Origin of the sequence: Pseudoalteromonas rubra, assembly GCF_004212645.1 — a bacterium.
GTDB classification, from domain to species: domain Bacteria; phylum Pseudomonadota; class Gammaproteobacteria; order Enterobacterales; family Alteromonadaceae; genus Pseudoalteromonas; species Pseudoalteromonas rubra_G.
In genome coordinates this window covers 134,684-160,417 of record NZ_PPUZ01000012.1, presented here as the reverse complement: position 1 = coordinate 160,417, position 25,734 = coordinate 134,684, and the positions used below count along the sequence as shown (strand labels likewise).

The 25,734-nt window shown below is 47.6% G+C and carries 20 protein-coding genes and 2 pseudogenes; 16 read left to right on the top strand and 6 right to left on the bottom strand.

Features of this window, described 5'->3' with window-relative positions; translation table 11 throughout:
* Positions 1 to 368 precede the first annotated feature (368 nt).
* Positions 369 to 974 (top strand): DUF998 domain-containing protein, encoded by a 606-nt coding sequence (locus C3B51_RS05445; protein ID WP_125718770.1) that lies wholly within the window; start codon positions 369 to 371, stop codon positions 972 to 974.
* Positions 975 to 1,009: 35 nt separating this feature from the next.
* Here the strand turns inward: C3B51_RS05445 and C3B51_RS05440 are convergent, their stop codons facing one another.
* Positions 1,010 to 1,606: a class I SAM-dependent methyltransferase gene (locus tag C3B51_RS05440; RefSeq protein WP_130244422.1), complete on the bottom strand. Its 597-nt coding sequence runs from the start codon at positions 1,604 to 1,606 to the stop codon at positions 1,010 to 1,012.
* 205 nt (positions 1,607 to 1,811) lie between these two features.
* Between C3B51_RS05440 and C3B51_RS05435 the strand changes: the two genes are divergently transcribed.
* Positions 1,812 to 2,651, top strand: coding sequence for a DUF6279 family lipoprotein (locus C3B51_RS05435; RefSeq protein WP_130244421.1), 840 nt, complete (start codon positions 1,812 to 1,814; stop codon positions 2,649 to 2,651).
* 47 nt (positions 2,652 to 2,698) lie between these two features.
* Here C3B51_RS05435 and C3B51_RS05430 read toward each other — a convergent pair whose 3' ends face one another.
* From C3B51_RS05430 to C3B51_RS05420, 3 genes are all read right to left on the bottom strand, one after another.
* Complete coding sequence (locus tag C3B51_RS05430; protein WP_130244420.1) at positions 2,699 to 4,876, bottom strand: DUF6359 domain-containing protein; 2,178 nt, start codon at positions 4,874 to 4,876, stop codon at positions 2,699 to 2,701.
* Positions 4,877 to 5,135: 259 nt separating this feature from the next.
* Positions 5,136 to 7,280 (bottom strand): bifunctional 2',3'-cyclic-nucleotide 2'-phosphodiesterase/3'-nucleotidase, encoded by a 2,145-nt coding sequence (locus C3B51_RS05425; RefSeq protein ID WP_130244419.1) that lies wholly within the window; start codon positions 7,278 to 7,280, stop codon positions 5,136 to 5,138.
* Between the two features lie 376 nt (positions 7,281 to 7,656).
* On the bottom strand, positions 7,657 to 8,610 hold the full coding sequence (locus C3B51_RS05420) for a LysR family transcriptional regulator (protein WP_130244418.1): 954 nt from the start codon (positions 8,608 to 8,610) through the stop codon (positions 7,657 to 7,659).
* Between the two features lie 129 nt (positions 8,611 to 8,739).
* On the opposite strand from C3B51_RS05420, the gene C3B51_RS05415 reads away from it, so the two are divergent.
* The 13 genes and pseudogenes from C3B51_RS05415 (at position 8,740) to C3B51_RS05355 (ending at position 21,348) form a co-directional block, all read left to right on the top strand.
* Positions 8,740 to 9,906, top strand: a complete 1,167-nt coding sequence (locus C3B51_RS05415; protein ID WP_130244417.1) for an efflux RND transporter periplasmic adaptor subunit — start codon at positions 8,740 to 8,742, stop codon at positions 9,904 to 9,906.
* Positions 9,907 to 9,915: 9 nt separating this feature from the next.
* On the top strand, positions 9,916 to 13,092 hold the full coding sequence (locus C3B51_RS05410) for an efflux RND transporter permease subunit (protein WP_130244416.1): 3,177 nt from the start codon (positions 9,916 to 9,918) through the stop codon (positions 13,090 to 13,092).
* Positions 13,093 to 13,248: 156 nt separating this feature from the next.
* The gene (locus tag C3B51_RS05405) at positions 13,249 to 14,256 is read left to right on the top strand and encodes a zinc-binding dehydrogenase (protein WP_054016789.1); all 1,008 of its coding nucleotides are present in this window, start codon (positions 13,249 to 13,251) and stop codon (positions 14,254 to 14,256) included.
* A 583-nt stretch (positions 14,257 to 14,839) separates the two neighbouring features.
* Positions 14,840 to 15,532: an HNH endonuclease signature motif containing protein gene (locus tag C3B51_RS05400; protein ID WP_125718787.1), complete on the top strand. Its 693-nt coding sequence runs from the start codon at positions 14,840 to 14,842 to the stop codon at positions 15,530 to 15,532.
* Positions 15,529 to 16,173, top strand: coding sequence for a hypothetical protein (locus tag C3B51_RS23770; RefSeq protein WP_206074725.1), 645 nt, complete (start codon positions 15,529 to 15,531; stop codon positions 16,171 to 16,173). The genes C3B51_RS05400 and C3B51_RS23770 overlap by 4 nt, the downstream gene beginning before the upstream one ends.
* Positions 16,174 to 16,494 carry a nucleotidyltransferase domain-containing protein gene (locus C3B51_RS05390; protein WP_164519242.1) on the top strand — a complete coding sequence of 107 codons (321 nt, stop codon included), beginning with the start codon at positions 16,174 to 16,176 and terminating at the stop codon, positions 16,492 to 16,494.
* 136 nt (positions 16,495 to 16,630) lie between these two features.
* Positions 16,631 to 17,194, top strand: a complete 564-nt coding sequence (locus tag C3B51_RS05385) for a hypothetical protein (RefSeq protein ID WP_130244415.1) — start codon at positions 16,631 to 16,633, stop codon at positions 17,192 to 17,194.
* A gap of 113 nt (positions 17,195 to 17,307) precedes the next feature.
* Positions 17,308 to 17,799 carry a hypothetical protein gene (locus C3B51_RS05380; protein ID WP_125718791.1) on the top strand — a complete coding sequence of 164 codons (492 nt, stop codon included), beginning with the start codon at positions 17,308 to 17,310 and terminating at the stop codon, positions 17,797 to 17,799.
* 131 nt (positions 17,800 to 17,930) lie between these two features.
* Positions 17,931 to 18,416 (top strand): hypothetical protein, encoded by a 486-nt coding sequence (locus C3B51_RS05375; RefSeq protein WP_125718793.1) that lies wholly within the window; start codon positions 17,931 to 17,933, stop codon positions 18,414 to 18,416.
* A 193-nt stretch (positions 18,417 to 18,609) separates the two neighbouring features.
* Positions 18,610 to 18,945, top strand: a pseudogene (locus tag C3B51_RS05370) (transposase); the annotation flags it as partial.
* Positions 18,946 to 19,038: 93 nt separating this feature from the next.
* Positions 19,039 to 19,323: pseudogene (locus C3B51_RS05365) on the top strand (transposase); the annotation flags it as partial.
* A gap of 163 nt (positions 19,324 to 19,486) precedes the next feature.
* Positions 19,487 to 20,458 carry a transposase gene (locus tag C3B51_RS05360; protein ID WP_130244414.1) on the top strand — a complete coding sequence of 324 codons (972 nt, stop codon included), beginning with the start codon at positions 19,487 to 19,489 and terminating at the stop codon, positions 20,456 to 20,458.
* A 542-nt stretch (positions 20,459 to 21,000) separates the two neighbouring features.
* The gene (locus C3B51_RS05355) at positions 21,001 to 21,348 is read left to right on the top strand and encodes a hypothetical protein (protein WP_130244413.1); all 348 of its coding nucleotides are present in this window, start codon (positions 21,001 to 21,003) and stop codon (positions 21,346 to 21,348) included.
* A gap of 132 nt (positions 21,349 to 21,480) precedes the next feature.
* Here C3B51_RS05355 and C3B51_RS05350 read toward each other — a convergent pair whose 3' ends face one another.
* Together C3B51_RS05350 and C3B51_RS05345 are read right to left on the bottom strand one after the other, a co-directional pair.
* Entirely contained in the window at positions 21,481 to 23,844 is a 2,364-nt protein-coding gene (locus C3B51_RS05350; RefSeq protein ID WP_130244412.1) for a TonB-dependent receptor plug domain-containing protein, read from the bottom strand.
* Between the two features lie 257 nt (positions 23,845 to 24,101).
* A complete protein-coding gene (locus tag C3B51_RS05345; protein WP_125718804.1) occupies positions 24,102 to 24,626 on the bottom strand; it encodes an acyloxyacyl hydrolase in 525 nt (174 codons plus the stop codon).
* Between the two features lie 237 nt (positions 24,627 to 24,863).
* On the opposite strand from C3B51_RS05345, the gene C3B51_RS05340 reads away from it, so the two are divergent.
* Positions 24,864 to 25,475 carry an MlaC/ttg2D family ABC transporter substrate-binding protein gene (locus tag C3B51_RS05340; RefSeq protein WP_046003720.1) on the top strand — a complete coding sequence of 204 codons (612 nt, stop codon included), beginning with the start codon at positions 24,864 to 24,866 and terminating at the stop codon, positions 25,473 to 25,475.
* Positions 25,476 to 25,734: the final 259 nt, after the last annotated feature.

The following is a 25,734-nucleotide window of genomic DNA, read 5'->3' as shown; positions in this document are numbered from 1 at the left end:
ATTAAGCAAATTGGTATTATTTTGATCCTTCCACAGACAATGACCTTCTTTGTGTTTTGATGTCATTAAATGTGAACAAATTTAATATTATGTTGTTTGAATGGCTTGTGTCCATCTTTTAGTCACCTGGTCGCGTGTGCGAACGATTAGGTTATTTTATGTCCATGAGATAAAAGAAATTTTTATAATGGGTACCTGACGGACGAGTCGTATGCGTTGTGATTGGTAGGTGTGTATGGTTTGCAATTTGATTCATTTTTAGGTACGTTTAATTAGCACTTCATATACAAAAAGCATGCAAATAAGTGCGAATAATAAGAAAAGCCTTAACCGTCATCTAAGCTGTGCCTGGACCAAGGAGGAAGAGGATGTTTGAATTTTATGCAGCGTTATTAGGCCTGATAGCGACCGTCTGGATCTCATGCGGTGTTTATATTGCGGGTCGGTTTTATCCGAACTACGACCATGTTAATCAGTTTTGCAGTGAACTGGGTGCGGCGGGCAGCCCGACTCAGAAGCTGTCTCCCTGGATTAATAATTATCCACTGAGCGTGATGTTTGTTGCATTTGGCTGGTATGTCACTCAGTTACCAGAAGCCAGCATTGCGTTCTATATTACGGGTGTGTTGATCATGTTTCATGGTGTAGGGACCTGGTTTGCGGGTTATTTTCCGATGGACAAAGACCCTTACACGCCCACACCCAGCCGCCATTGCCTGATCCATTCAACTGCAGGTTCTGTAGTCATGTTAACTTTACTGCTTGCCCCGGTGTTTGTGGCCATCAGCCCGGATTCAGAGCTGGTCACGTCCTGGTTTCGTGTTTTTTCTGTCTTTACCGTACTTACGTCGATGTTTTTCACCGTTAAGTTGGTATCGGCGTATAAAATCAAACGCAGAGCGGGTTTATACCAGCGCTTGTCTTACTGGACACAGTTGGTCTGGTTGAGCGTATTCTCTTTAGTATTAATGTGACTAACATTGCCCGCAGCTAAAAGCGGGCAATTCTTTTAGCTGTCCTGCTGTGGCTTGAGCGCCTCAACAATCAAAAAATCGCCTTCATGACTGTGGTGCAGCGTGTGTGACACTTGTATAAAACCGCTGTTTTTCAGGAGTGATTTTATGCCATCAAGGGCCTTGAGATCAGCGCGAACTTCTATATTGCCTTCTGTCGGTGCATTCAGATCCTCACACAACCAGATCTTGCCACCTGGTTTGAGTGCTGAATAAACCAAGGGCATCGACTTCTCCGGGTTTTGCCAGTGGTGAACTGAAAACGCGGCGATGACTAAATCCTGGGTATTATTGGAGACATCCAGCGCCTCGGCTGCGGCTGTAAAAAATTGTAGCTGAGCGTTTGTCAGACCCGCCTTGACCTGCCTTTCTTTTGCCAGCGCTATCATTTTGGGCGTTGGATCAAGCGCTGTCACTCGCACATTCACCTCCGATTGTGCCAGGCATACGCCCAGATATCCACCGCCGCAGCCGAGCTCGACAATATTGAAACCGGGCTGTACACCCACAAGTTTTGGGATCTGCTGGTGAAAATTGAGCTCGCCCCATTGTTCGTCATAACTGCTTGCATGTTCATCATTCCAGTGGCTCATAAGTATTCCTCTTGTATATGGTGTGACGTCAGTATGCAGGCAAGGTGAATAACAGGGCAGAGCCCAGGTTATCTGAAAATCGGCTTATTTTAAGATTGGGCTTAGATTGTAACGTTAGAAATATTTACAGACACTTTTTTAGTCCACATTTTGTCGAATTCCGTATTAACTAGAGAGACTAATAACACGGACTATGGATACGACAATGAGAAAGCTAATGGTGGTGCTGGTATTGCTGACGATGACCGGCTGCTCAACAAAATTTATCTACAAAAACGCTGACTGGCTTAGCTACTGGTATCTTGACGACTATGTGTCACTGAGCGATGAGCAGGAAGCCCAGTTTGACGTACGTTTAGACGCGTGGCTTGAGTGGCATAAAACACAAGAGCTGACACGCTATGCCGAGCAGCTTAGTGCACTGAAATCAGACATAGAGAACGACAAAATTACCCTGGCGCGCATTGAATATCATCAGGCACAGATGCTGGCACACTGGCATCGTTTGCGCAGCAAAGTGGTGCCGGATCTGGTTGAAATGGCGCCTATGCTGAGCGAGGCGCAGGCTAGCGAACTGTTCGATGCACTTGCAGAGGAAGAAGCGGAGCGTGCAGAAAAACGGGCAAAGCGTTCCGAGCAGAAAAAACATAAACGCTGGTTAAAGGAGCGTAAGAAAAACCTCAAGCGTTGGATAGGCAGGTTGTCTGCTGAGCAGGAATCGCGCATTGCACAATTGTATGACCAGCAAAGTAGCACCGCAGATTTGTGGTTAGATTATCGCACACGTTATCAGGGGGCGCTCAGAACTTTATTTGCTCAGCCCGAGCGTGGTGATGCCTTTAAAGCCAGGCTGTCTGAGTTGCTGATGGCACCTGAGGTATTTCGTTCTGAGCAGCTAAACCAGGCTCAGATAAAAAATCGACAGGCAAATCACCAATATTTGCTGGATGTGTATGAGAGCCTCAGCGATAAGCAGAAAAAACGTCTGGTATCTGAGCTGGAAGAGTTGATTGAAGACATCCAATCACTGGCAGAGGATGAATAATATAAAAGGCGACGCAATATGCGTCGCCTGACTATAAACTCGTTGGTTTAATCTAACAGAGTCAGTGCGGTGACGTTACGCACACCAGGCTGGCTCATATAGTCATTTTTCACACCAGTCACACGCAGCTTTTTGCCAAGCAAACTTGGGTTAAGCTGAGGGCTGTATGTTGCGCGCTGCGAAGACTCTAGCTTGATGTACAGCTTGTTGCCGGGCGCGTTAGGATCGCTCAGCTCAAGTGCATAAATGTTGTTGATGGCTGAGGTAATGGTGCCGGCTACCACAACCGGTGTACCATTGCTTTTGGCCAGCACTTCACTGACCGTCATATCCTGGTTTGGATCCGGGTCTGGTGAGGTTGCAGATGCCGTAGCAATCTCAGACACGTTACGGATCCCAGGCTGGCTCATGTACGAGTCGCGCTTACCGGTGATCACCAAAGTCTCATCCAGAATGCTGGGGTTCAGTTGCGGGCTGAACTCAGCGCGCTGGCTGGACTCAAGTTTGATGTTGATGGTGGTGCTGTCATCAGATAAGTCTGACAGAACCAAAGCATAGATGCTGTTCAGCGGTGCTTTGACCTTACCGGTTAAGGTGATGGTTTCACCCTGAGCCGTGGCCAGTGCCTGAGCAACCGAGAGTGCGCTGGGCGCGATAACCAAATCCGTAACGTAACGGATCCCGGCTTCACCCATGTAGCTGTTACGCTTGCCGGTTACCAGCAGAGTTTTGCCGAGAATTTCCGGGTTCAGTTGCGGGTTGAAGTCGGCGCGCTGATTGGACTCCAGTTTAACATTGATGCTTACAGCCGGGTTATTTAAGTCGGTCAGTAGCAGACCATAAATACCGTTTACGGCATCCGTTACTTTACCCTGAACAACCAGCTCAGTACCGGTAGCAGCAGCCAGCGCATCAGCGACTGACACCGCAGTACCCGGTGTTGGATCTGGGTCAGGATCTGGGTCTACCTGGCCCTGGCCATACGGTGCATTGAACGAGTTGTCTTTATAGGTGTCTGTATCCCAAGGGTTAAAGCCATTGCTGGGGTTGCTCCAGGGTTGTCCGTTGTTGGGATCGAACATTTCCTCTGAGGTCATTGGCACAGGCGTAACACGACCCGGCGTGCGGCCATTGGCACCATCAAAGTGGGTGTAGCTTTCAGGGGTCGCCAGCCAGTTGATGATGTTCACTGACAGCACAGAGGCATGACCTGGATCTGTCCAGCCCGGATAGGTTTTCTTGATATTTCCATTGTCCTGACGACGGTACTTAGGCGTGGCGTCTTCAATAGGGGAAGAGTCACCAATAAAAGCCGCTTTACCAGCACCAGATTTCGCGATAGCAACGTAAGGGCCTTCTGCTTCACCACCAAAGTACAGGCCTGAATCTTTAGCGTGTCGCCATTTAGTCGGGTTGTCGGTTTCGGCAAAATACACCAGGCCTTTGGCTTTTTGACCGTCCACAATCGCCAGTGTTGCACCCGCAGCCATCAGAATAGGCGCGACGCCTTGGGTCAACCCTTCGGTTTGAGAAGCCGGCTCTACACCGCTGACCCCTTGCTTATAGTCCACGCCGTTAAAGCGAAAACGAATGCCGAAGTTTTCAACCAGCCAGCCCTGTTGTGCGCTTTTCGGGTTGCGCCAGTCACCATAGGCACCGCCCAGGTTGTACTTGCTCAGATCGGAGCGGTTGTAACCATTGAAGACCTCTGTTGCATCCCAGGTATTGAGGTTGCGATCTGCATCGTAATGGTCAGCGATAAAGAAAATGCCTTTACCCGCTGCCACGAAGGTTTCCAGTGCCTGTTGCTCTGCCAGCGTAAACGGGCGGTTGGTTTCAGCCAGGACAAATACGTCGGCGTGTTTGATGGCATCATAGGTAATGATGGCTTCGTTTGCCTGAGTTGACATGTCGCGATCGTCATAGAAGCGAATTTTACCGTCATTGTTTAAATCAACGCCGCGATACTCTTCAACGCGATACCCTTCAGCAACCAGGGCGTCGGCAAAGTCAGAAAACGCGCCGTCAATTACCCAGTCGGCGTTTCCTTCAACGCCACCGTGTGAGACATCAAAAAGTACGGTTTTGCCATTGCTTTGTTGTGCACTCGGTACTTTGACCGGTGCGGTGTTGTTCCAGTTATAAGGTGTTGCCGCTTGCAGTGCTGTTGCACCCAGTGCAAGCGCGACACCAAGGCCTAAGACTGTGAGTTTAGTTAGTTTCATCTTCAATTCCCGTTGTGGATATCAACCTGCCTGACTGCTTTTGCTAAATGAGTGTTTTCACTCTGTGAGTAAATGGGGGCGAACAGGCACTGCTCGCTGCAAAGCCAAGTTTCCCTGGCAAACACACAATCCTTTGGCCTCAAAATGGCACAGTCAGTGCGGCAGGTTGATAGGATAGTGCCGCATACTGCCTGTGATTGCGGCGCGATATAAAAGCCACGCAACTGCGTGGCTTTTAATTTGTTTATCGCTCTGACACTCAGTTCGCTGGCTGAGTCAGGTCGATTTGATAGATTGCAAAACCATCATCAGTGGTTTGGTTTAAAGGTGTGATGTGGGCAAAGCGCGCACTGAATGCAACGGCTTTGTCCGACGGCGAGCTGTAGAATACGACGTTAGCGCCTGCCACAGGTGCAAATGACCAGTTGCTATCTGCGCTTGGATCCATGCCGGTCTCAGTGTTTTTGCTTGACTGAAGTGCAATGTAGTCGGCAACAACCTGACGGTTCTCGTTAGGCGAGTCAACTACGATTTTCTCGCTTGAGATCCCCGGGAAGTTACCGCCACCCGAAGCTCGATAGTTATTGGTTGCAACCAGGAACACTTGCTCGTCCGTTACCAGCTCGCCCTGATAGGTGAGGGCTTTAATGCGGTTACCGTCAGAAACTTTATTACCTTTGGTGTCGTAACGAGCAGGCTCGGTCACATCAATCTGGTAGCTCACGCCATCCAGTACATCAAAGTTATAAGAAGGGAAGTTGGTGTTAACCAGTACCTGAACTTCCTCACTGTTGGGCGTAATTTGGTTAAACTGACCGGCCGACATTTCCAGCCATTGTTTAACCTCAGCGCCATTCAGTTTCAGCACTTTTAGTACATTCGGGTAAATATACAGGTCGGCCACGTTACGATAAGCAATGTCACCTTTTTCTACCGCTGTAAAGTCATCCGGACCACCACGACCTGCTCTGAACGGGGCGCCCGCAGACAGCACTGGCAACTCACCCAGCTCAGTACCCTGAACGATTGTCTGTGTATACCAAAGCTGAGCGTCGGTGACTATCTGGATAGACGGGTCGTCATTGACGAGTGCAAAGTAGCTGTTTACTTCATCCGAGATTTTGGCGAACGGCTCGTTCACCCAGGTTTTAGTTTCTTCATGCGCGCTCATTGCTGCGTTTTCGACCTGTGCATCGTTAATTGCCAAAGATGTGACAGTGCGGTCTTCGTTAGTGACAGAAATTGGCTGTAAAGTCGACTGAGTGTTTTTCACCTGCCAGCCGTCTTTACCGTATTCCAGCGTCATGTCGATGATACCCAGGTTATTACCCCAAAAGCCCGGCATAACTGCTGCGACGCCATTGATGGTGCCTTTTTCATTGTCTACGCCATGCTCCTCAAGCCCGGCATACCGTGGTCCCGGGAAGTTGGCGTGGGCATGGCCAAACATAATGGCATCAATGCCGTCGACTTTGGACAGGTAGTAGCTGGCGTTTTCAGCCAGAGGTTTTTTCTCTGCCGTTTCCAGTCCTGAGTGTGGAATGGCGATGATGATGTCTGCACCGGCTGCTTTCATCTTAGGCACATAGTGCTCGGCCATATCGACAATGTCTTTGGCAATGACTTTGCCTTCGAGGTTTGCTTTGTCCCACTGCATAATTTGCGGTGGCACAAAACCGATGTAACCAATTTTCAGTGTTTGTGTGTCACCATTTTTATCAACAACCTGCTTTTCTTGGATAACGTAAGGTTTGAACAGTGACAAATCGTTGCTTGGGTCATCGTCACCATCGTCTATAAAGACATTGGCTGAGATATAAGGGAATTTAGCGTCGTCTATGGCTTCGTCTAAAAACTCCAGACCAAAGTTAAATTCATGGTTACCGATGTTGGCGACGTCGTAATCCAGGGTGTTCATCGCCTCATAAATCGGGTGTACGTCACCGTCTTCAAGGCCTTTGATTTTAGCCATGTAGTCGCCAAGCGGGCTGCCCTGGATAAGATCACCATTGTCGACCAGTACGGAGTTTTTCACTGCATCACGTGCCTGACGGATCAGAGTTGCAGTTTTGACCAGACCAACCTTGTTGTCTTCTTTATTCGAGAAATAATTGAAGTTCATCAGGTTGGCATGCAAGTCCGTGGTTTCCATCACGCGCAACTCAAGCAGGGTGCCTGGGGCGATCACAGGCTCCTCAGGTTGCTTGTCGTCAGTGGGCTGCTTGTCGTCGGTCGGCTGTTTATCGTCAGCTGGTTGTTTGTCGTCTACTGGCTGTTTGCTATCGTCCGTTTGTTGCTCATTAGTCGGTGGCTTGACCTCAACTTTGTTGTCGTTATCTGAACAACCTGTGAGTAAAGCGGCACTGCCGCAAAGCATTGCGAGTGTTAGTAATTTTAATTTCATAGTCCTGACTCTGTAATTGTTTCAGGGGCAGTACTATAGAAACCAAAAAAGACAAAGAGGCTAAAAATTCATGGCATCTCTGTGCATTATATATGGCTAGAAAATGACTTTATTGGTTGTGTTAACATCTTGGAAAACAGCCAAGTTAAAATTGTATTACTATGAAAAATAAAGGCTTAGGTACTCTTGTAGACGCGCATGTATGACTCTTTGTGAAATAACATTATTGATGCGTGCTGGCTTGAGATAAATCCGAAAACCTGCCGTTCCCCAGCAAGAACGGGTCTTACAGCGGGAAAATGTCTATTTAATGGTTATTTTGCCGCTGTCATTATTGAATATTTGGTATGAGTATAAATACTCCCGCGCTGCGCAATTATTTTTTGTTAGCCTGATAAAGTTGGTCAATATCTGGGATATTTCGCTCCCAGCGCGGCTTTTGCTCACCGATATAATGCCGTGCCGCATCCAGAAAGAGCCGGGTTCTGACCGGTAAATCCCGGTGCGGATAAACCGCATATACGGCGCTGTAGTCGGGCAGGTTGACGTGCGTCAACAAAGGTACCAGCTGATCGGTATCGACCTGATCGGCAAAGAAGAAAGCAGGCGCGGTAAAAAACGCGGTATGTGATAGTACTTTGGCCATCAGGGCTTCGGCGTCATTGGAGCGAAACACTGGCGTAATGGACTGCTCCTGTGGCTTGCCAGCTTCATCTATGTAACTGATAGACTCAAAGCGCAGATGTGAACTGCTATAAGAAGCTGCGGGTAAGTCTGCCAGATCGGCCATGGTTTTGGGCTCGCCGTATGTATCAATAAAGCGCTGGGTTGCCAGGATCAGCATTTTATTGCGGGCAATTTTTCGGGCCACCAGTGAGGAGTCGCGAGGTTCACCAACCCGAAACGCCAGATCATAGCCTTCGGAGATCATATCCACGACCCTGTCGTCCATACGTATCTCAACACTCACCTGAGGAAAGCGTTTTTGAAAATCAGTGATGACGGGCATCAGGTAGTACTTGCCGATATAGCTCGATGCGGTAATACGCAATAAGCCCCTGGGCTCCTGGTGATAGTTTTCCGCCAGTTGTACCGTATCTTGTAACAGCAGGCGCAAGTCTGCGGCCTTTTTTACCATTTCGGCGCCGGCTGCAGTCAGAGAGAATGACCGGGTTGTGCGATTCAGTAGCCGAACGCCCAGCTCTTCTTCGAGCTTACCTATCTGTTTGGAGATCACTGAACGGTCTATATTTCTCAGCTCAGCGGCCTTAGAAAACGATCCCTGCTCAACAACTTCGAGCAACATAATCAACCGGCTGGTGGTATCCATAATCTGTCCTTTCAATACAAAGAAAAGTTTATTGGTGCCATTCTGGCACTAATGTTTTTAAAAAACTACCATTTTTCTACACGGTAATTCTCCGTACCATCATAGCAACTCATACTGTCGGAGAATGTCATGAATAAAATTAGCTATACACTGAGTGCGGTGGCACTTGCTTTGGTACTGAGCGGCTGTAGCCAGCCAAGTGCACAGGAAGGGCAACAACAGCCACCGCCGCTGACCATAGATGTGGCGCAGGTCAAAATGGCCCCGGTTCAGTCGTGGCATACCTTTACCACGCGTTTGCAAGCGCCGGAGCGGGTGGTGCTCAAGCCTCGCGTATCTGGTCAGGTAGAGCAGATGACATTCAAAGAAGGTGAAAGAGTTGAAAAGGGCCAGACTTTGTTCAGACTCGACCCGCGCCCGTTTGAAGTGCAGGTTGAAACCCTGAACGCACAGCTGGTCAGTGCCGATGCGGCTTTAATGCAGGCTAAAAGCGAGGCGCGCCGTGCCAAACAGCTGGTGGCTGAAAAAGCCATGTCAACCGAGCTTGCCGAGCAGCGTGCAGCAACGTTGCGCCAGGCACAGGCTAATCGTGATGCAATCGCCGCACAGCTGAAAAAAGCGCGCCTTGATCTGGAGTTCAGTCAGGTTGAAGCGCCCATCAGCGGCGTGATTTCGCGTGCTATCGTAACCAAAGGTAATTATGTGAGCGCCGGTGAAACCACGCTGGCAACCATAGTGTCAGATCAGCAGATCTATGCTTACTTTGATGTCGACGAGCGCACCTGGAGCGACAAGTTTGCCGGTGTTGATGCCACCGATGCGGTAACCGTGCAATTACAGCGTATCAATGGTGGGGCATCGGTGCCTGGCGTGGTTGATTTTATCGACAACGAAATCAACCCCAATACGGGCACTTTAGGTGTACGTGCGGTATTCGATGCGCAGCAACACGGCCTGAAACCCGGTGCCTTTGCCCGCATCTCTTTGGGCTCAGCTGAGGCAGCTACCATGCCTTTGGTGCCTGAGCGTGCCATTGGAACGGATCTGAAAAACCGCTTTGTACTGACGGTCGATGCCAATAACACGCTGCAATACCGTCTGGTAGAGCTGGGTGAGCGCTACGGTGCATTCCGTGCGATTAAATCGGGGCTGGAAGCGGGTGATAAAGTCGCGGCCAATGGTCCTGCACGCGTTGGTCCGGGCATGCCTATCACCCCAAACATGGTGACGCTGAACCTGGATGATACCCGTCTTGTGATTGCACAGCGCGACACTCAGCTTAGCGCTGCAAACTAAGAGGCCATTATGAACTTTTCTCACTTTTTTATCAGCAGGCCGATTTTTGCGGCCATGCTCTCGCTGGTGTTTGTGATCACCGGCGCCATCTCGCTGTTTCAGTTGCCGGTCAGCGAGTACCCAGAGGTTGTCCCGCCAACCGTGGTGGTCAACGCCAGTTACCCAGGTGCGAACCCCAAAGTAATTGGTCAGACCGTCGCAACGCCGCTTGAGCAGGAGCTCAATGGCCTGGAAAACATGCTGTACCATTCATCGCAGGCAACCAGCGATGGCCGTCTTACCCTGACTGTGACCTTTGCTTTAGGCACAGATTTGGATCAGGCGCAGGTTCAGGTGCAAAACCGGGTGAACAATGCCTTGCCACGCCTGCCGCAGGAGGTTCAACGCCTGGGTGTGACAGCGCAAAAGTCGTCACCTAACCTGGCACTGGTGGTGCATTTAGTGTCTCCGGATGGTCAGCAGGATACCTCTTACATGGCCAACTATGCCGACATCTACATTAAAGATGAGCTGAAGCGTTTGCCGGAAGTGGGCGATTTGCAACTATTCGGTGGTGCTAAATACTCTATGCGTGTGTGGCTAAACCCCGACGCACTTGCAGCCCGCAACTTGACTGCAGGTGATGTGATCAATGCTTTACGTGCACAAAACCAGCAGGTAGCCGCGGGCTCTTTGGGTGCTCAGCCTTCACCGGATGAGAACCAGTTTCAGGTATTGTTGAATGTAAAAGGCCGCTTAACTCAGATTGATGAATTTGAGCAGGTGATCATCAAAGTGGGCGAGCAGGGCCAGATCACACGCTTGCAGGACATTGCGCGTGTTGAATTGGGCCAGGAAAACTATGCACTGCGCGCTATGCTGGACAACCAGCCAGCGCTGGCAATGCCGGTATTCCAGCGTCCAGGCTCTAATGCCATTGCCTTGTCTGACAACGTACGTGCGACAATGGCGCGTCTGGCAAAAGACTTTCCGGCGGGCATGACCTATGAAATTGCCTATGACCCTACCGTATTCGTACGTGGCTCAATTGATGCCGTAATCCAGACGTTACTGGAAGCCATTTTGCTGGTAGTTGTGGTTGTGGTGGTGTTCCTGCAAACCTGGCGCGCGTCTATCATTCCTTTAATTGCCGTGCCGGTGTCACTGATTGGTACTTTTGCCATTATGCAGATGCTGGGCGTGTCGATTAATACGCTGTCTTTGTTTGGTCTGGTACTGGCCATCGGTATTGTGGTGGATGACGCCATTGTGGTGGTCGAAAACGTTGAGCGTAATATTGCCGACGGCTACAGCCCGTTTGAGGCCACTAAGATTGCCATGACCGAAGTAACCGGTCCGATTATTGCCATCGCCTTTGTATTGTGTGCGGTGTTTATTCCAACGGCATTTATTACCGGACTGTCGGGCCAGTTTTACAAGCAATTTGCCCTGACGATCACCATTTCAACCTTGATCTCGGCCTTTAACTCGCTGACCTTGTCGCCTGCGCTTTCTGCCTTGCTGTTAAAGTCGCATGATGCGCCGAAAGATGGCCTGACCCGCGTGCTCGACAAGCTGTTTGGCACCTGGTTATTCAAACCCTTCAACCGCATGTTCGACAAAGGTGCGCAGGGTTACGAGAGGCTGGTACAAAAACTGATCCGCATGAGTGTGGTCGTGGGTGTGGTGTATTTAGCGCTGGTGGGTTCAACCGTTGGCCTGTTTAACTCAGTGCCCGGTGGCTTTATTCCGCAGCAGGACAAGCAATATCTGGTTGCGGTAGCACAACTGCCGGATGCGGCCAGCCTGGACAGAACCGAAGCCGTGGTGAAACAAATGCAGGCGATTGCACTGGAAGTACCCGGTGTGGCACACACCGTGGCGTTCCCGGGCTTGTCAGTGAATGGGTTTACCAACAGCACCAACAGCGGCATTGTGTTTACGCCATTAGACGATTTCTCGGAGCGTCAGGATCCCAGCCTGTCTGCCCATGCGATTGCGATGCAGCTGAACATGCGCTTTGCTGAAATTGATGAAGCCTTTGTTGCTGTGTTTCCGCCGCCGCCAATTCTTGGCCTGGGTACCACAGGTGGCTTTAAATTACAGCTTCAGGACAGAGGAAACAAAGGGTTCGAAGCCTTGTTTGCAGCGCTTCAGAACACCATTGGTCAGGCGCAACAACATCCGGCTCTGACGGGTCTGTACTCCAGCTTCCGCATTCAGGTGCCACAAATGGACATTAACGTTGACCGTGAGCAGGCGTTATTACAGGGCATCCCGCTGGATGAAGTGTTCAATGCACTACAGATTTACCTGGGCTCTGTGTATGTGAATGACTTTAACCTGTTTGGCCGTACTTATCAGGTCAAAGCGCAGGCCGATGCTGAGTTCCGCGCTAAGCAGTCGCAGATCAATAACCTGAAAGTGCGTAACGCCGCTGGCAACATGGTACCGCTGGGCTCTGTGGTTACGGTGACACCCACCACAGGTCCGGATCGGGTGATGCACTATAACGGGTATATGACCGCAGAACTGAACGGCAGCCCGGCGTCGGGGTACAGCTCAGATCAGGCCAAAGAAGCGATTGAATCGGTACTGGCTGAGAGTTTACCGGAAGGGATTAGCTATGAATGGACTGAGGTAACCTATCAGCAAATTCTGGCGGGCAATACTATGGTGTATGTGTTCCCTCTGGTAGTGGTACTGGTCTTTATGGTGCTGGCAGCCCAATACGAGAGCCTGCGTTTACCACTGGCCATTATATTGATAGTACCAATGACGATATTCTCTGCGCTGGCGGGTGTGTATATGCTGGGCGGCGACAATAACATCTTCACCCAGATTGCGCTGATTGTACTGGTGGCACTGGCCTCGAAGAATGCGATTTTGATGGTCGAGTTTGCCCGCGATAAGCATAAATCCGGTGCAACGCATCTGGAAGCCATCATGGAAGCGTGTCGTTTACGACTGCGTCCTATCCTGATGACCTCGATTGCGTTCACAGCCGGTGTGGTCCCTCTGGTACTGGCATCAGGCGCGGGTGCAGAGATGCGCCAGGCAATGGGTAATGCGGTGTTCTTTGGTATGATAGGGGTAACGGTATTTGGCTTGCTATTCACGCCGGTGTTCTATCGCCTGCTTACCCTGAACGACAGCGCGAAGGAAGGTTTGCAAGACAACGCAAATGAGCCTGTGATTGAAAAATAGCCGTTAACAGGATTTAAACACCTGTCACAATATTGAGTTGTTTGACAGAGACCAAGATGGTTTAATAGCAACAATTGCGAAGTTTTGCCCATAACAGGACAGTTAAAGTTATGGGCAATCAGGCCTTAAAAGGGCCGAAAAGTGGAGAAAACCACCATGTCAGTCGAAAAAACCACCATGCGAGCACTGGAGCTGCGTCAATGTGGCGCTGAGTTTGATTTAGCGATGGCAGAGCACGCCATGCCAGTGCCGGGAGATAACGAGTTACTGGTTGCCATAGATTATGTGGCCCTGAATCACCTGGACGCACGGATGGCGAAAGACGGATTTTGCCAGTGGCAATACCCGCACATTTTGGGACTGGATGCCGTCGGCACTGTGGTCTCAGCTGCTAAAGGGGTATTTCCCCCCAAAGGCAGCCGGGTATTGTTTAATGCCAGTCTGGCAGAGCAGGGGATGCTGAAAGAGTACGCGGTTGTGCCCAGTCACGCGGTGTCGGAAGTACCCGATGGCATGAGTGGCGAAGTGGCGGTGTCTTTACCCAATGCGGGCATGGCGGCACTGCTGGCTTTGGATAAAATGCAGGTGCAGGACGGCGACTCGCTGGCCATCAACAGCGCACAAGGTGCTGTTGCACACTTTGCCGTGCAATACGCCAAACAGCGCGGTGCTCAGGTGTTTGCCTTTGCACAGAAAGAGCATCACAAAAGGCTAAGTAAACTCGGTGCAGACTGGGTGTTCGACTGTGAGTCGGAGTCGGTATGTGAGCAGATCAAGCGAGAAATGGGCCCGGGTGGCTTTGACTGTATTTTAAATACACAAGGCGGCGACTCCTTTTTGGACGACCTGCGCCACTTGCGGTTTTGCGGCCGCATTGCCTGCCTCAATGGCTTTGGCACCATTCCCGAAGAGCTGCTCTTTGAGAAAGCGCCCAACATTGGCGTGGTCTCGGTCGCCGGTGCCTGGATGGCCAACAGCCTGTGCGCCCAGCAGCACTTGTGCTTTATGGGTCGCCAGTTACTTGATGACGTCAGTAACGGCCGCATCAAAGCCCCTGAGGTTAAACTGCTCGACTTTAGCGTCGACACCGTGCGTGATGCACTGAGCTGCCTGCTTGGCAAAACCTGCCAGCAACGCCCGGTGATCCGCATTACGCACGATTAATCCGAAACGATATTTATGAGTTACAAAGCCCGGCTAGGTTAGTCGGGCTTTTTAATGTGTGGAGACTTGAAATAGTAGGTTTCTGGGGGGCGCTGTTTTGCTGAGGTTTACCTTGTTTGGGTCTTTCTAAATGCTGACAGAAGTATAAAACAAGCGAGAAGATATCAGGCGAAAAGTTGAAACAGAGTTGACGAGATAGCGATCAGATGTGCTTTCCTGACAAATGAAATTTGCGGTGAGGCGATTCTGTCAATTCAATATGCAAGGGAGATTAAGTCATGCTGTGTTGAAATCACAACACCTTGCCAAATGAGGAAAAAGTGGGTCTAATAATACGCATAAATAACGTTGTTCAGGCAGGGAATGAGTCACGTTGTAACGGTTTAAGTCACAAACGGTTCAAAACAGAAGTTACTCATCAAAAGCAAATCCCCTTAGCATAAACTACACCAGCCGGGTGCGGCGTGCGGATAGCGGCCTAGTTCAACAAACGATTATGCGTACTGCGTACGCATGAATACTGAAGCGTTAGAATTCTATATGTCAACGAAAGAAGCACATATGAAAAAAGAAGAAATGACTCATGGCATCACGTAAAGCAATACCAACTGAAATCAAACTACGTCTATTTTCTGATTCAGCAGGTTATTGTCAGAATCCAGATTGTCTTCAACCGCTCTACCCAGCAGAAATGGGCGGTGAAAAACATATTGCGGAAATGGCCCATGTTATACCTCATGGAGAAAAAGGGCCGCGTCATGAAGAACGACCCACGGAAGAGTTTGAGGCAGATTCATTTGAAAACCTCATACTACTGTGCCCAAACTGTCACACAATCATTGATAAGGAGCCCGATGGTTTTAGTAGGAGCACATTGCTAGGTTGGAAAAATAAGCACTTATTAACATTGGCTCACAGTCAAGGAATCCAAACTTACGAGGATCGTAATCAAGCTAAGGCAGCTGTGGCTGCAGCCATGGCTGAAAACAAGGCAATATGGAAAGAATATGCCCCTATAGATGGGGATAGCTTCGATTACAACCCAGAATCTGAAGCAGCCAAGACATGGGAGAATAGGATGCGAGGAGTAATCCTTCCTAACCATTTTCGCATCGAAGCAATTATTAAGAAAAATCAATGCCATATTAATCCTGATGAACAAGAGACCTTTGCTCGATATCAGGAGCATGTTAGAGGTTTATCGGCGCGACATATTTGTGGTGTTGCCGGAGAAGCAATCCGCTACCCAGCGGCTATGGACGGAATCTTTTCATGATGTGGCAAATTAAATTCGCTCTTGAATATCTGCATAAGAACACAAGTTTAATTTCGGCGGAACATATCCGAGATGAGGCGATTAAAATAGAGCTTCATGATGGAACCGAAGTAATCGCAATCATCTCTGCATCATACAAAATTACGCGAGAGCTAGTAGCTCAATATCACTCTGATTTTCCAAGCATGAACTTTCTTTGTGGCTATAGAAAGGAATGCATATGGGAAGGAGGGGCAATAACGTATGCACAGGAAAACCAAATTGGATGGGGTAATGCAGGTTCATTAAGTGATGCTGTCGATTCAGGTGACTTTATAAACGCTGAACATAAACTCTACTTTTTCTCATACAGGCTCATAAGGCAAATGGGCTCAGTTACTGAAATAGATCGAGAGTACGACCGAGTTTTTACTATGTCGTTGAGAAGTGGAAAGAGCTACCGTGTTGGTATGGTTATGGAGTACGAGCCTACCGCAGATTCCATTCGAACTTTTTGGGATCAATTTGGCCCAATTGATATTGCCTGGAATATAAACCCCAATGGCGACCCAACTCAGCAAGCAATAAAAACCGGACTGGAGCTTGGCTGTGAGGTAGTGAAATGGGAAGAGTTAAAGCAATTAATGCGAAAACGTAAGTAAATGAATGCGTCTAAAGTAGCAACACACATATTGATGACTTGCCCAGCTTTATCTGAGTTTCATGCTTACATGTTCGGGTCCTCTCTAGCTGGTGTCGGTAGTGATTTCGACATACTTATAATTGGACCCTCAGGTGTAGCTTTGTCACAGCTCAAGTCCGAAATAAGCGTTGCGGGAAGTATGTTGCCTTTGGATGTTCTATACATGCTTCCTGAAGAAGCCGAAGAAACTAACTTTGTAGCAAAGCAAAATTGCATACCATTTGAACAGCTATGCAAGCTTAATGGCAACATGAATAAACACTCTGCTATCGATGATTAAAAGTAAAAATTATCATATTGAAATAATCAGCAAGAATTCTAACAAGCGCATGTTATCGGACTGGTTTTCCGCTGCGCTTCAAACCAGCCGCAAATGCGGGCGTTAGTTGCCCTTCGAACTATGGAGAAAATTTGAAATGGGACTTCACGTACACAACCTTGGAAACTTACCAAATACTGTAGATGGTCGTGACTATTTTATTTACGTCCTAGATTATGGTTGTAAGGAGCCCTTAACTGATACTTTAATCGCCAACTTTACTAATATGGCTAGAAAAGCTTCAGAGTCTAGATCTATGGTAATAGCTGGAATAGAACCAGTGCATTTTGCAAATGAAGTTTTTTCTTGGCATTCAATAAACGGTGAAGACGGTGAAAAACTTCTTCCTGCTGTAATGATTTCAACTCTAACACCGGCATATTTCCACGAGCATAATCACGAAAGAAGAATGGCTAACGAAATTGATGATAAGTTGTTACTCATTCCTTTAAAGCCAGTTTGTGAGTCCACTGATGATGTTATTAAACTTATAAGTTCCATTTTCAACGACATAAAACAGAAAAGGGAACTTACTGGCTTTGAAGTGGCTAAAACGTTATCTAAAGGCAAAGGTCGGCGGTTTGCTGATGCCTTAATCCTAGAACCTAACATAAGTGGTGTTGGCATTAGCCTCAAAAAGTTGTTTAACTGGGGCAACTAACAAGACCATCATGACAATTGGACGCAAAACGCTTGGCTTGCGCTCCTTCGTCGCTAAGTTTAGCCAAGCATTTGTGCGCCCCATTTGGAGGCGTTATAACTCACGGAGGAATAGTGTACTTTTACTTACCGATTTATAAAGAAACAAAAGAGCAATTCGAACAGAATTACGAAAAGAAATTTGCTAAGAGGCTCTCTGAACTTGAAGCTCAAACGAGTGGAGGTGTAAGTGATAGAATGAAGCTTATGATGAAAGATCAATTAGCTAAGGATATGGGTAGAAGTTGGCGAGAAAACCATGCATTAGGTTGGATTCGAGTAGGTAAAGGAAAAGGTGGGTTCACTTTTATTATTTCTAAGTCTAATCCTGAAAGGCCCCGAAGTCCAAAGCGTTATTTTGATTTAATTCCACCTGATAAGTGCTATGGTAACTATCATGTTATCTCATTTGAAAAATGCGTGACAAAAGAAGAGGTTTTGAAAAAATTTGAGTGTATCTTCTCAGAAATCGTAGAAGATTCGCCTTTTAAAGGGTGTTTCGTTGACTATAGCCAAATCACAAATTTAGCAAATTTCATTGATTGGAAATCACTTATCGAAAAGTGAGTTATAACATGGCCGTTAAACTAAGGACACAAAACAGCAGGCTTGTGCTCCTTCGTCGCTAATTTAAGCTTGCTATTTGGTGCTGTTTATGGTAAGCGTTAGCTTTACTTTGTAAATACTGAGAATAAATCATGGATAAGACATCAGAGCTAGAAAAAGTCAAATCTAAAATTGGAATAGATGAGCTATCTGGAACAACTGCAAAAGACTTTGAAAGAATACAAGAACTTGCTGCTAATGGTGAAATAACCAAAGAGCAAATGAAGCTGCTTGTGGAGGCTATACCTCACTTTGTGCAGCTCCAACAAGCATATGTAGATGGGCTTAAATCAGTAATAAACTCAGCAAAAGAAACTCAGAAAGATGCTCTAAGAGGGATCTCTGTAACCCTAGAGAATATTACAGATCTTCTTAAAACAATTGTGCATAAGTCTGAAACTGAAGAGCTACGCTCAAAAATAGCTGACATTGCTTTAAAACTGGCCGATTACGGACTCGAAATCGCAAAAATCATGCAAGAAACAAATAAAGAGAACAATAATACTTGGAAGTACATTGCGAGTGGAGTGTCTGCTGTTGTCGTACTTGTTGGTGGGTTACTTCTCCGACGGAAGTAAAACGACGAAAACAAGCAAAACAAGCGACACCCACCTAAAATGGTATGCTTTTGTTGAGAACAAATAGGCGACACCCACCTAAAAATGGCGCACTTTTGCTATGGGGAAACAAGCGACACCCACCTAAAAATGGCGCACTTCTGATGTGACGTCTACGCTTAGAGCACGCTCAAAGGATTGAGGACAATGGACTATGCCAACAGCAAGGAAGAAGCAGGTTAGCTTAACCGATACCAAATATTATCACTGTATTTCCCGGTGTGTACGTCGGGCGTTTTTATGCGGCGAAGACCGCTTAATGGGCCGCTCATATGAGCATCGTCGAGACTGGGTAGAAGAAAAGCTACTGACGCTGGCAAAAGTGTTTTGCATCGAGGTATGTGGCTACGCGGTCATGAGCAACCATACGCATATCGTGCTGTATGTCGATGATAAGAAAGCGCAAAGGCTGACTGATAAGGCGATAGTCATTCGCTGGCATAAGTTGTTTAAAGGTAACTGGCTGACGCAAAAATACATAAACGGTAATGGAAGAAAACAAGCGACACCCACCTAAAAATGGCGCACTTTTGATGTGGCGTCTACGCTTAGAACACGCTCAAAGGATTGAGGACAATGGACTATGCCAACAGCAAGGAAGAAGCAGGTCAGCTTAACCGATACCAAATATTATCACTGTATTTCCCGATGTGTACGTCGGGCGTATTTATGCGGCGAAGACCGCTTCACAGGCCGCTCATATGAGCATCGGCGAGACTGGGTAGAAGAAAAGCTACTGACGCTGGCAAAAGTGTTTTGCATTGAAATATGTGGCTACGCGGTCATGAGCAACCATACGCATATCGTGTTGTATGTCGATGATAAAAAAGCTGAAAGGAAAAAACAAGCGACACCCACCCAAAAATGGCGCACTTTTGCTATGCTATGTTCTAAATTGAAGTGCACCACTATAGTTTAAGTTAGCTATGTTGGAGGTGCAAAAAAAACAAGCGACACCCACCTACAAATGGCACACTTTTGATGTGGCGTCTACGCTTAGAACACGCTCAAAGGATTGAGGAAAATGGACTATGCCAACAGCAAGGAAGAAGCAGGTTAGCTTAAGCGATACCAAATATTATCACTGTATTTCCCGGTGTGTTCGTCGGGCATTTTTATGCGGCGAAGACAGCTTCACAGGCCGTTCATATGAGCATCGACGAGACTGGGTAGAGGAAAAACTACTGACGCTGGCAAAAGTGTTTTGCATCGAGGTATGTGGCTATGCGGTGATGAGCAATCACACGCATATCGTGCTGTATGTCGATGATAAGAAAGCGCAAAGGCTGACTGATAAGGCGATAGTCATTCGCTGGCATAAGTTGTTTAAAGGTAACTGGCTGACGCAAAAATACATCCATGGTGATGAGCTGAGTGAGTCTGAGCACAGTATGTTGGCGGCTGATATTACTGAATTCAGACTTCGGCTTGCAAGCATCAGTTGGTTTATGCGGGTACTTAATGAAGACATTGCCCGCAGAGCCAATAAAGAAGATGGTTGCACGGGGCGTTTTTGGGAGGGGCGATTCAAGTCACAAGCTTTACTTGATAGTGCTGCACTGGCAGCGTGTATGGCTTATGTTGACCTGAACCCAATCAGAGCCAAAATGGCAGACACACCAGAGTCCTCAGATTTTACCAGTATCAAAAAACGCATTGAGTGTGCACGACAGGGTAAGCAACCGAAAAGCTTGCGACGCTTTGCAGGCAACCCCAGAGCCAACATGCCAAGTGGTCTCCCGTTTGAGCTGACCTACTACATTCAGCTGGTTGAACTAACTGGCCGATGCATGCGTGCAGATAAACGAGGGTATATCAGTGATAGCCAGCCACTGCTGACCAGATTGCAAATAGAGCCAGACAACTGGCTTAAGCTTACCACCCGATTTACCAAGGTATTTCATGGTGCGGTGGGTCGAAAACAGGCAATGACGGATTACTGTGAGCACCTAAACAAAAAGCGACGTGTTAATTTGACTCAGTGTGAGCGGTTACTGGGCTAGTACTACTCTGAATTAGTTCCGGACAGACCCGACATATCTAGTTACCCAAACTCGGTCTAGGGGACGCTTTTGTATTGTCTTAGCCTGTCTATTTTCAAATATTCCGAGCTTAAATGTGTGCTCCTGGCTGCGCATAGCTTTTGGGGAACCAAGAATATTGTATTTCAAATTCAATTTAGAACATAGCCCACATTGGCTAAGTGAATGTAAGGGAGGGTGTCGCCGTTATCCGATGTTTTTCTTCCGCGAGTTAATAGGAAGTGCAGGGGTCAATCGTCTCGCATTTCTAAATTGACCCCGATTAGGTTGGCTTGTGAATTTAAAGGTGGATGTCGCTGAATTCTCCGTTAGCGCTATGGTGGCACGCCGGCAAATCAGTCGGAAGAAAGATACTGGCAAAACTAAAAATTTAAGCTAATTCAACTTGACCGTTACACTTGTAAAAAGCACTATATTTACAAAAGGAGACAGACACTTGGTGTGTTTGTGTATTTGTAATATGTGGTACGCCGGTTGGTGCGACTTTGAGTTAGGGTGACGTTATGAAAAGCATGATTTTATGGTTGTTGGTTGCATTTGCTTCAGCGAATGTGATGGCGAAGAATATCTGGTGTAATGGTAAGGTCACCAATATATATATTGATGCAAGTAATAACGTCATCATTAATGGCACCTGGAGAAATCATTATACAAGAATATGTAATACCGAAGACTCATCAGAAGTCAGTATTGTAACTTGTTCATTATGGGTTTCTCTGGCAACTACTTCTTTAACAGACGATTTGCAGGTCACCTTAATGTATGACGATCAGGGTGGGACAATGACCTGCGCCAATATTCCTACTTACACGGGCGCACCCAGGCCTCAGTACTTAATGCTCCTTAAATAGTGTATACGCATAGCACACTCTTTGCTGTATATACTTTATAAAGACCTAATTGTAGTATCGTTCAAAGAGGCGCTGGGACCGCGTGTTGTGGTAAAACTCTTGGTTAGACAGATTTTTGATGTCAGGAGCTACCTAAAATTGCATATTCACAGAGAGCATAAAGCTACGTTTCGGTTGGGGGATCAGGGAGTTGGCCCAGCCTTGTGAGCGTTGTTCAAAATCATCGCCACTCGCGGCGGCTTCTGTGCCTGAGTGGTAATAGGTCTCATCAAAAAGATTTTTAACTTTAAATGCCACTTCAAACGATTCGAACCGATAAATGATATTGGTGTCTACTGTTAAATAGGCGTCATTTTCTCTGTCCTTTGCACGCAATGTGTTTCTCAAATATAGCGGTTTACTTGAGACCCAGTTGACCCTGACGTTAACATTAAGCGCCTCATTGACAGGCACATTAAGCCCTAGATTGATTTTATGTGGCGCGATATCGCCAAGCTCTGCATCCATATCCTGGCAGGGGTTGTAGGTGAGCGTGTTATTGTTTGCTATGTCCTGGCAGTTTTCTATCCCTTCGCCCACCCACAGGCCCAGTGTGTGATCGTAACTAACGCTGCTTTTGGTTTTTGTGTGGGTGTAATACAGATAGCCGGAGATATTTGCAGCGCCAGTTATAAAGTTACTAAACTCAAACTTACCGCGATATTCCAGGCCGTAGGCGCTGCGTTTTCCGGCGTTTTCGGCCTCTTCTTTTACGACGTCGTCGTACCTGGCCGTAAACAAAGACAAATCATGCAGCCAGTTGTCTTGCTGGTACATATAAATGAACTCAAAGTTTTCCGCCTTTTCGGGTTTCAGATCAGGGTTGGCAGAGCGGCCGCTCCAGCCACCCCAGAGTTGTATCGGGGCTGGCTCCTGAAAAGCCGTACCATAGAGCAACTTGATGGTTGACTTGTCTGATAAGAAATAAATAGCGGAGGCTCTGGGATTGGTGGTACTGCCATATAGGCTGTTTTTGTCGTACCTTACGCCGGCATTCACTCGCCAGTTATTGACGTTCCAGATGGCCTGAATATACGCGCCTCGGTCAGTCAGACTGGCCAGGTTTTCGTCCGGCATCTGGCTGAGCGTATCTGGTTGAATATTGATGGTGCTGTCTGTATTGAGCGCAACGCCATCTCCGGCAGTTTCGGGCGTATCTGATGAACAAAAGGTTTCGGCAAAATAACCGCAGGCATCGTAGGCTTTGGTGAGTTCTTTGTCTTCAAATTTAATGCCGCCGCTGATCTTTAACTGCTCATTGTAATCGAACTCATAATCTTGCTTGAATAGCCAGCTTTTGTTGCTGGTTCGCCAGTGTGAAATGGTTAAGGTAGAGACCACATCCGGGCCGCTCAAGGCGGTGGAGCCGGGAAAGGACTCGACCCAGTAACCGCCATTGCCACTTTTTCTGCTCAGCAGCAGGGTATCTACCTGTACTTTATTTTTTAAAGTCCCTGCATGTCGCAGATAATATTGCTCTGAGTTGCGATACCACTGCGCGGCAGGTTGAGCTCTGTCGTGGGGATATTGCGGTCCCCAGCCATGACGCATATCCCATTCAATAACGCCCAACGTCAGGTTTTTAAACCCAACATCGGCCAAAATACCCCATTCCCGTTGTGGGTCGTGGTAGGCGCCAAAATCATTGTATTTAGAACCGTGAGGACAACCATCGGCTGCACAATTGGCCGATAAGGCGGTGTCATAAATAACGGGCCCCCAGATATCCCGGTTGCTCAATAATTCGTTGCTGACAAAGCCCCAGGGAGCCAGATCGTCTATGTCGGCTTCATCACTTGAATAGTATTTAGCAGATAAGTTATAGGTCAGCTTGTTATGATTGCCGCCCGCAGCGAGATCAACGCTTTGTGTGTCGTAGCTGCCCGACTGAACATGCACTTTAAAAAAGTCATCATTCTGGTGAGTCTCTTTGGCATCGGACGTAACCAGGTTGATTATCCCCAAGAATGCATTGGGGCCATACACAGCGCCCACCGGGCCATATAATACTTCTATTCGCGCTATGTTCGACAGCGGATAATTCTTCGACAGTGTGGCTTCGTGATACCACAAATGGTTATCGACTATGCCATTGACCAGCATTAACGTACGCTGGGTGAGGGGCGTGCGATAGCCGCGCTGATAGGTGATAACGCCACCATTACCATTGGTAACTGTGCTATCAAAACCGGGCAGATCCAAAATCACTTCATCAATACTGGTATAACCGCGCTGGCGGATATCCGTTGCGGTAATGATCACCATAGCCGCCGGGGCATCGCGCAGTGTTTCCTCAACGCCGGAGGCTGATGACACGGTGACATCAAGCAAGTCCTCTAAGCTCAGCTCCATAAACGTATCAAGTTCATCACCTTGCGCTGCGCTGTGTGAGCTGAATAAAATCATGGAAAAGAGCAAAGATGCTGCTGTAGTTTGACAGGGCTGTTTGCTGGTCATAAGTTCCCCCTGGCCCTACAAGCTGTATCGCTCCGATGACCTGTTGCTCTAGCAAAACGCTGATATGCCATAGTCGATGAGAAACTTGTTCTAGTCTTTGGAGACTAGAATAAACTGCTTGATTGTCAAGCTGTCAGGGACTGATAAAGGAACGCAGAAATTAATTTTCGGTCTGTGTTTTTACAGTTCAAGGCTAAAGGTTTTTGCTTTAATGGGTTGGTGTTTCGCCCGGCTAACCGGGCAGAGCGTTAAACTGGCTAAAAATACGCTGAATAGGATAAAGATAAAAAGTCTAAGCCGGGATTAGGGCTTTTAAACCCGGCGTTGGAATAGTGCATATAGCGAATGGCGATATTGGCATCGTCCAGCTGATAAACCAGCCCCAGTCTGTCTTCAAACTGGTAATGCGTACTGACGTTCTTACCTGCAAATTGCGTATCGTCCAGCAGGGCAATGCCGATACCAAATTCTACCGCTATCGGGTGGCCGTAAAAGGTGGTGAAGGGATATCGGATCACTGGCGAAACCGCCAGTACAAAATTAGTGTCGTGGCGGTTTTGATCTCCGTAACGCCAGAAATTGATACTACTTTCAAAGTGCACGTCAAAGTGGCGCCAGGCTTGAGGCAATGCCAGCTCTGGATGGTACTGGTACGCTAGTTTAATGCCATCGACACTGCCTTCACCATGAATGTAATGAATAGCATAGCCGTGTTGTTGTGCTGCTACCGGCATTGCCAGCGCGCTTAGCAGTAGCAGTGCAAGTGTGGTTAATCTGATCATAATGATTAGTCACCGAGTATATAAAGGAATACGGCTATTGTCGGATGAGGAGTCGCTATTAAAAAGGCACCAAATGGCACAGTATTGATGTTATTTTGGCACCAAAAGGTTAGGTGATTGATTTTTATGATAAATATTATTGGTGCCAAAGTGGCATTAATATGGTGCAAATTTGCTTATTTTTCATCTGCAAAGTTAGCGCTAAACTTGTCCCATTGACCGTTATGGGAGTGGATCATGAAAAGACTAATGCAACTTATACTGGTAACAGTACTGGCGTTTAGCAGCGTACCGGGGCTTGCTGCACCAGACACACAAAGCAACCCGTATGGCCTGATCAAATCGGTTGGCGACCAGCTGTTTGTGGATATCAGCAAACTGAATACGCTGGAAGAAGTGCAGAAAAAAGCACAGCTGAAAAAGCTGGTGCGTGAGCAACTGATGCCACACATCGACATTAAATATGTGTCTTTTAAATTGCTTGGTAAGCACGTTCGCGAGATCAACCGGGATCAGGCCGTGACCTTTATTGATGCGGTCGAGCAATACCTGGCCAACACTTATGCCAACGCACTGATGAGCTACAAGGGCCAGCAGGTTAACTTTATTGAGCCGGTTGTGAGCGACGACAGCAAGTTCGCGTCGGTTAAATCCGAAATCGTTGAGCCTAATGCGCCTACCATCGACATTGTATTCAAATTCCGTAAAAACAAAGCGGGTGAGTGGCAGGTGTACGACTTGGTTGCCGAGAGCATCTCATTGCTGAGCGCGAAACAAAAAGAGATCACAGCTCGGATCAGTGAAGTTGGCATTGATCAGGTAACCAAAGAGCTGGTGGCTAAGAGTTAAGCAAACACCACAAGATACAATTTACGTCCTTCAGGCGGGTACTCACCCTTACCCATGAGATCCAATACTCTCTGATTGCCCGCCTTTTTCTTGTCCCTCGGGGTATTGTTTTATCCTCTATCTTTGGCTTGTCGCTGTTGTGTCAGCCATAGTAAGATGGCGACCATTGATCGGAACAGCACAGCGTAGCTGCTAACAACATACTGATGTAGAGATATCAGCCAGTTCGCCGTACGCTGTCAGTAAATTAAGAATGCTT

Excerpts from the sequence above, each read along its gene's own strand:
- C3B51_RS05425 (WP_130244419.1), bottom strand. The coding sequence starts at position 7,280 with ATGAAATTAAAATTACTAACACTCGCAATGCTTTGCGGCAGTGCCGCT.
- C3B51_RS05405 (WP_054016789.1), top strand. The coding sequence starts at position 13,249 with ATGTCAGTCGAAAAAACCACCATGCGAGCACTGGAGCTGCGTCAATGT.
- C3B51_RS05355 (WP_130244413.1), top strand. The coding sequence starts at position 21,001 with ATGAAAAGCATGATTTTATGGTTGTTGGTTGCATTTGCTTCAGCGAAT.
- C3B51_RS05340 (WP_046003720.1), top strand. The coding sequence starts at position 24,864 with ATGAAAAGACTAATGCAACTTATACTGGTAACAGTACTGGCGTTTAGC.
- C3B51_RS23770 (WP_206074725.1), top strand. The coding sequence starts at position 15,529 with ATGATGTGGCAAATTAAATTCGCTCTTGAATATCTGCATAAGAACACA.
- C3B51_RS05375 (WP_125718793.1), top strand. The coding sequence starts at position 17,931 with ATGGATAAGACATCAGAGCTAGAAAAAGTCAAATCTAAAATTGGAATA.
- C3B51_RS05440 (WP_130244422.1), bottom strand. The coding sequence starts at position 1,606 with ATGAGCCACTGGAATGATGAACATGCAAGCAGTTATGACGAACAATGG.
- C3B51_RS05410 (WP_130244416.1), top strand. The coding sequence starts at position 9,916 with ATGAACTTTTCTCACTTTTTTATCAGCAGGCCGATTTTTGCGGCCATG.
- C3B51_RS05435 (WP_130244421.1), top strand. The coding sequence starts at position 1,812 with ATGAGAAAGCTAATGGTGGTGCTGGTATTGCTGACGATGACCGGCTGC.
- C3B51_RS05385 (WP_130244415.1), top strand. The coding sequence starts at position 16,631 with ATGGGACTTCACGTACACAACCTTGGAAACTTACCAAATACTGTAGAT.
- C3B51_RS05350 (WP_130244412.1), bottom strand. The coding sequence starts at position 23,844 with ATGACCAGCAAACAGCCCTGTCAAACTACAGCAGCATCTTTGCTCTTT.
- C3B51_RS05400 (WP_125718787.1), top strand. The coding sequence starts at position 14,840 with ATGGCATCACGTAAAGCAATACCAACTGAAATCAAACTACGTCTATTT.
- C3B51_RS05420 (WP_130244418.1), bottom strand. The coding sequence starts at position 8,610 with ATGGATACCACCAGCCGGTTGATTATGTTGCTCGAAGTTGTTGAGCAG.
- C3B51_RS05390 (WP_164519242.1), top strand. The coding sequence starts at position 16,174 with ATGAATGCGTCTAAAGTAGCAACACACATATTGATGACTTGCCCAGCT.
- C3B51_RS05360 (WP_130244414.1), top strand. The coding sequence starts at position 19,487 with ATGCCAACAGCAAGGAAGAAGCAGGTTAGCTTAAGCGATACCAAATAT.
- C3B51_RS05430 (WP_130244420.1), bottom strand. The coding sequence starts at position 4,876 with ATGAAACTAACTAAACTCACAGTCTTAGGCCTTGGTGTCGCGCTTGCA.
- C3B51_RS05345 (WP_125718804.1), bottom strand. The coding sequence starts at position 24,626 with ATGATCAGATTAACCACACTTGCACTGCTACTGCTAAGCGCGCTGGCA.
- C3B51_RS05415 (WP_130244417.1), top strand. The coding sequence starts at position 8,740 with ATGAATAAAATTAGCTATACACTGAGTGCGGTGGCACTTGCTTTGGTA.
- C3B51_RS05445 (WP_125718770.1), top strand. The coding sequence starts at position 369 with ATGTTTGAATTTTATGCAGCGTTATTAGGCCTGATAGCGACCGTCTGG.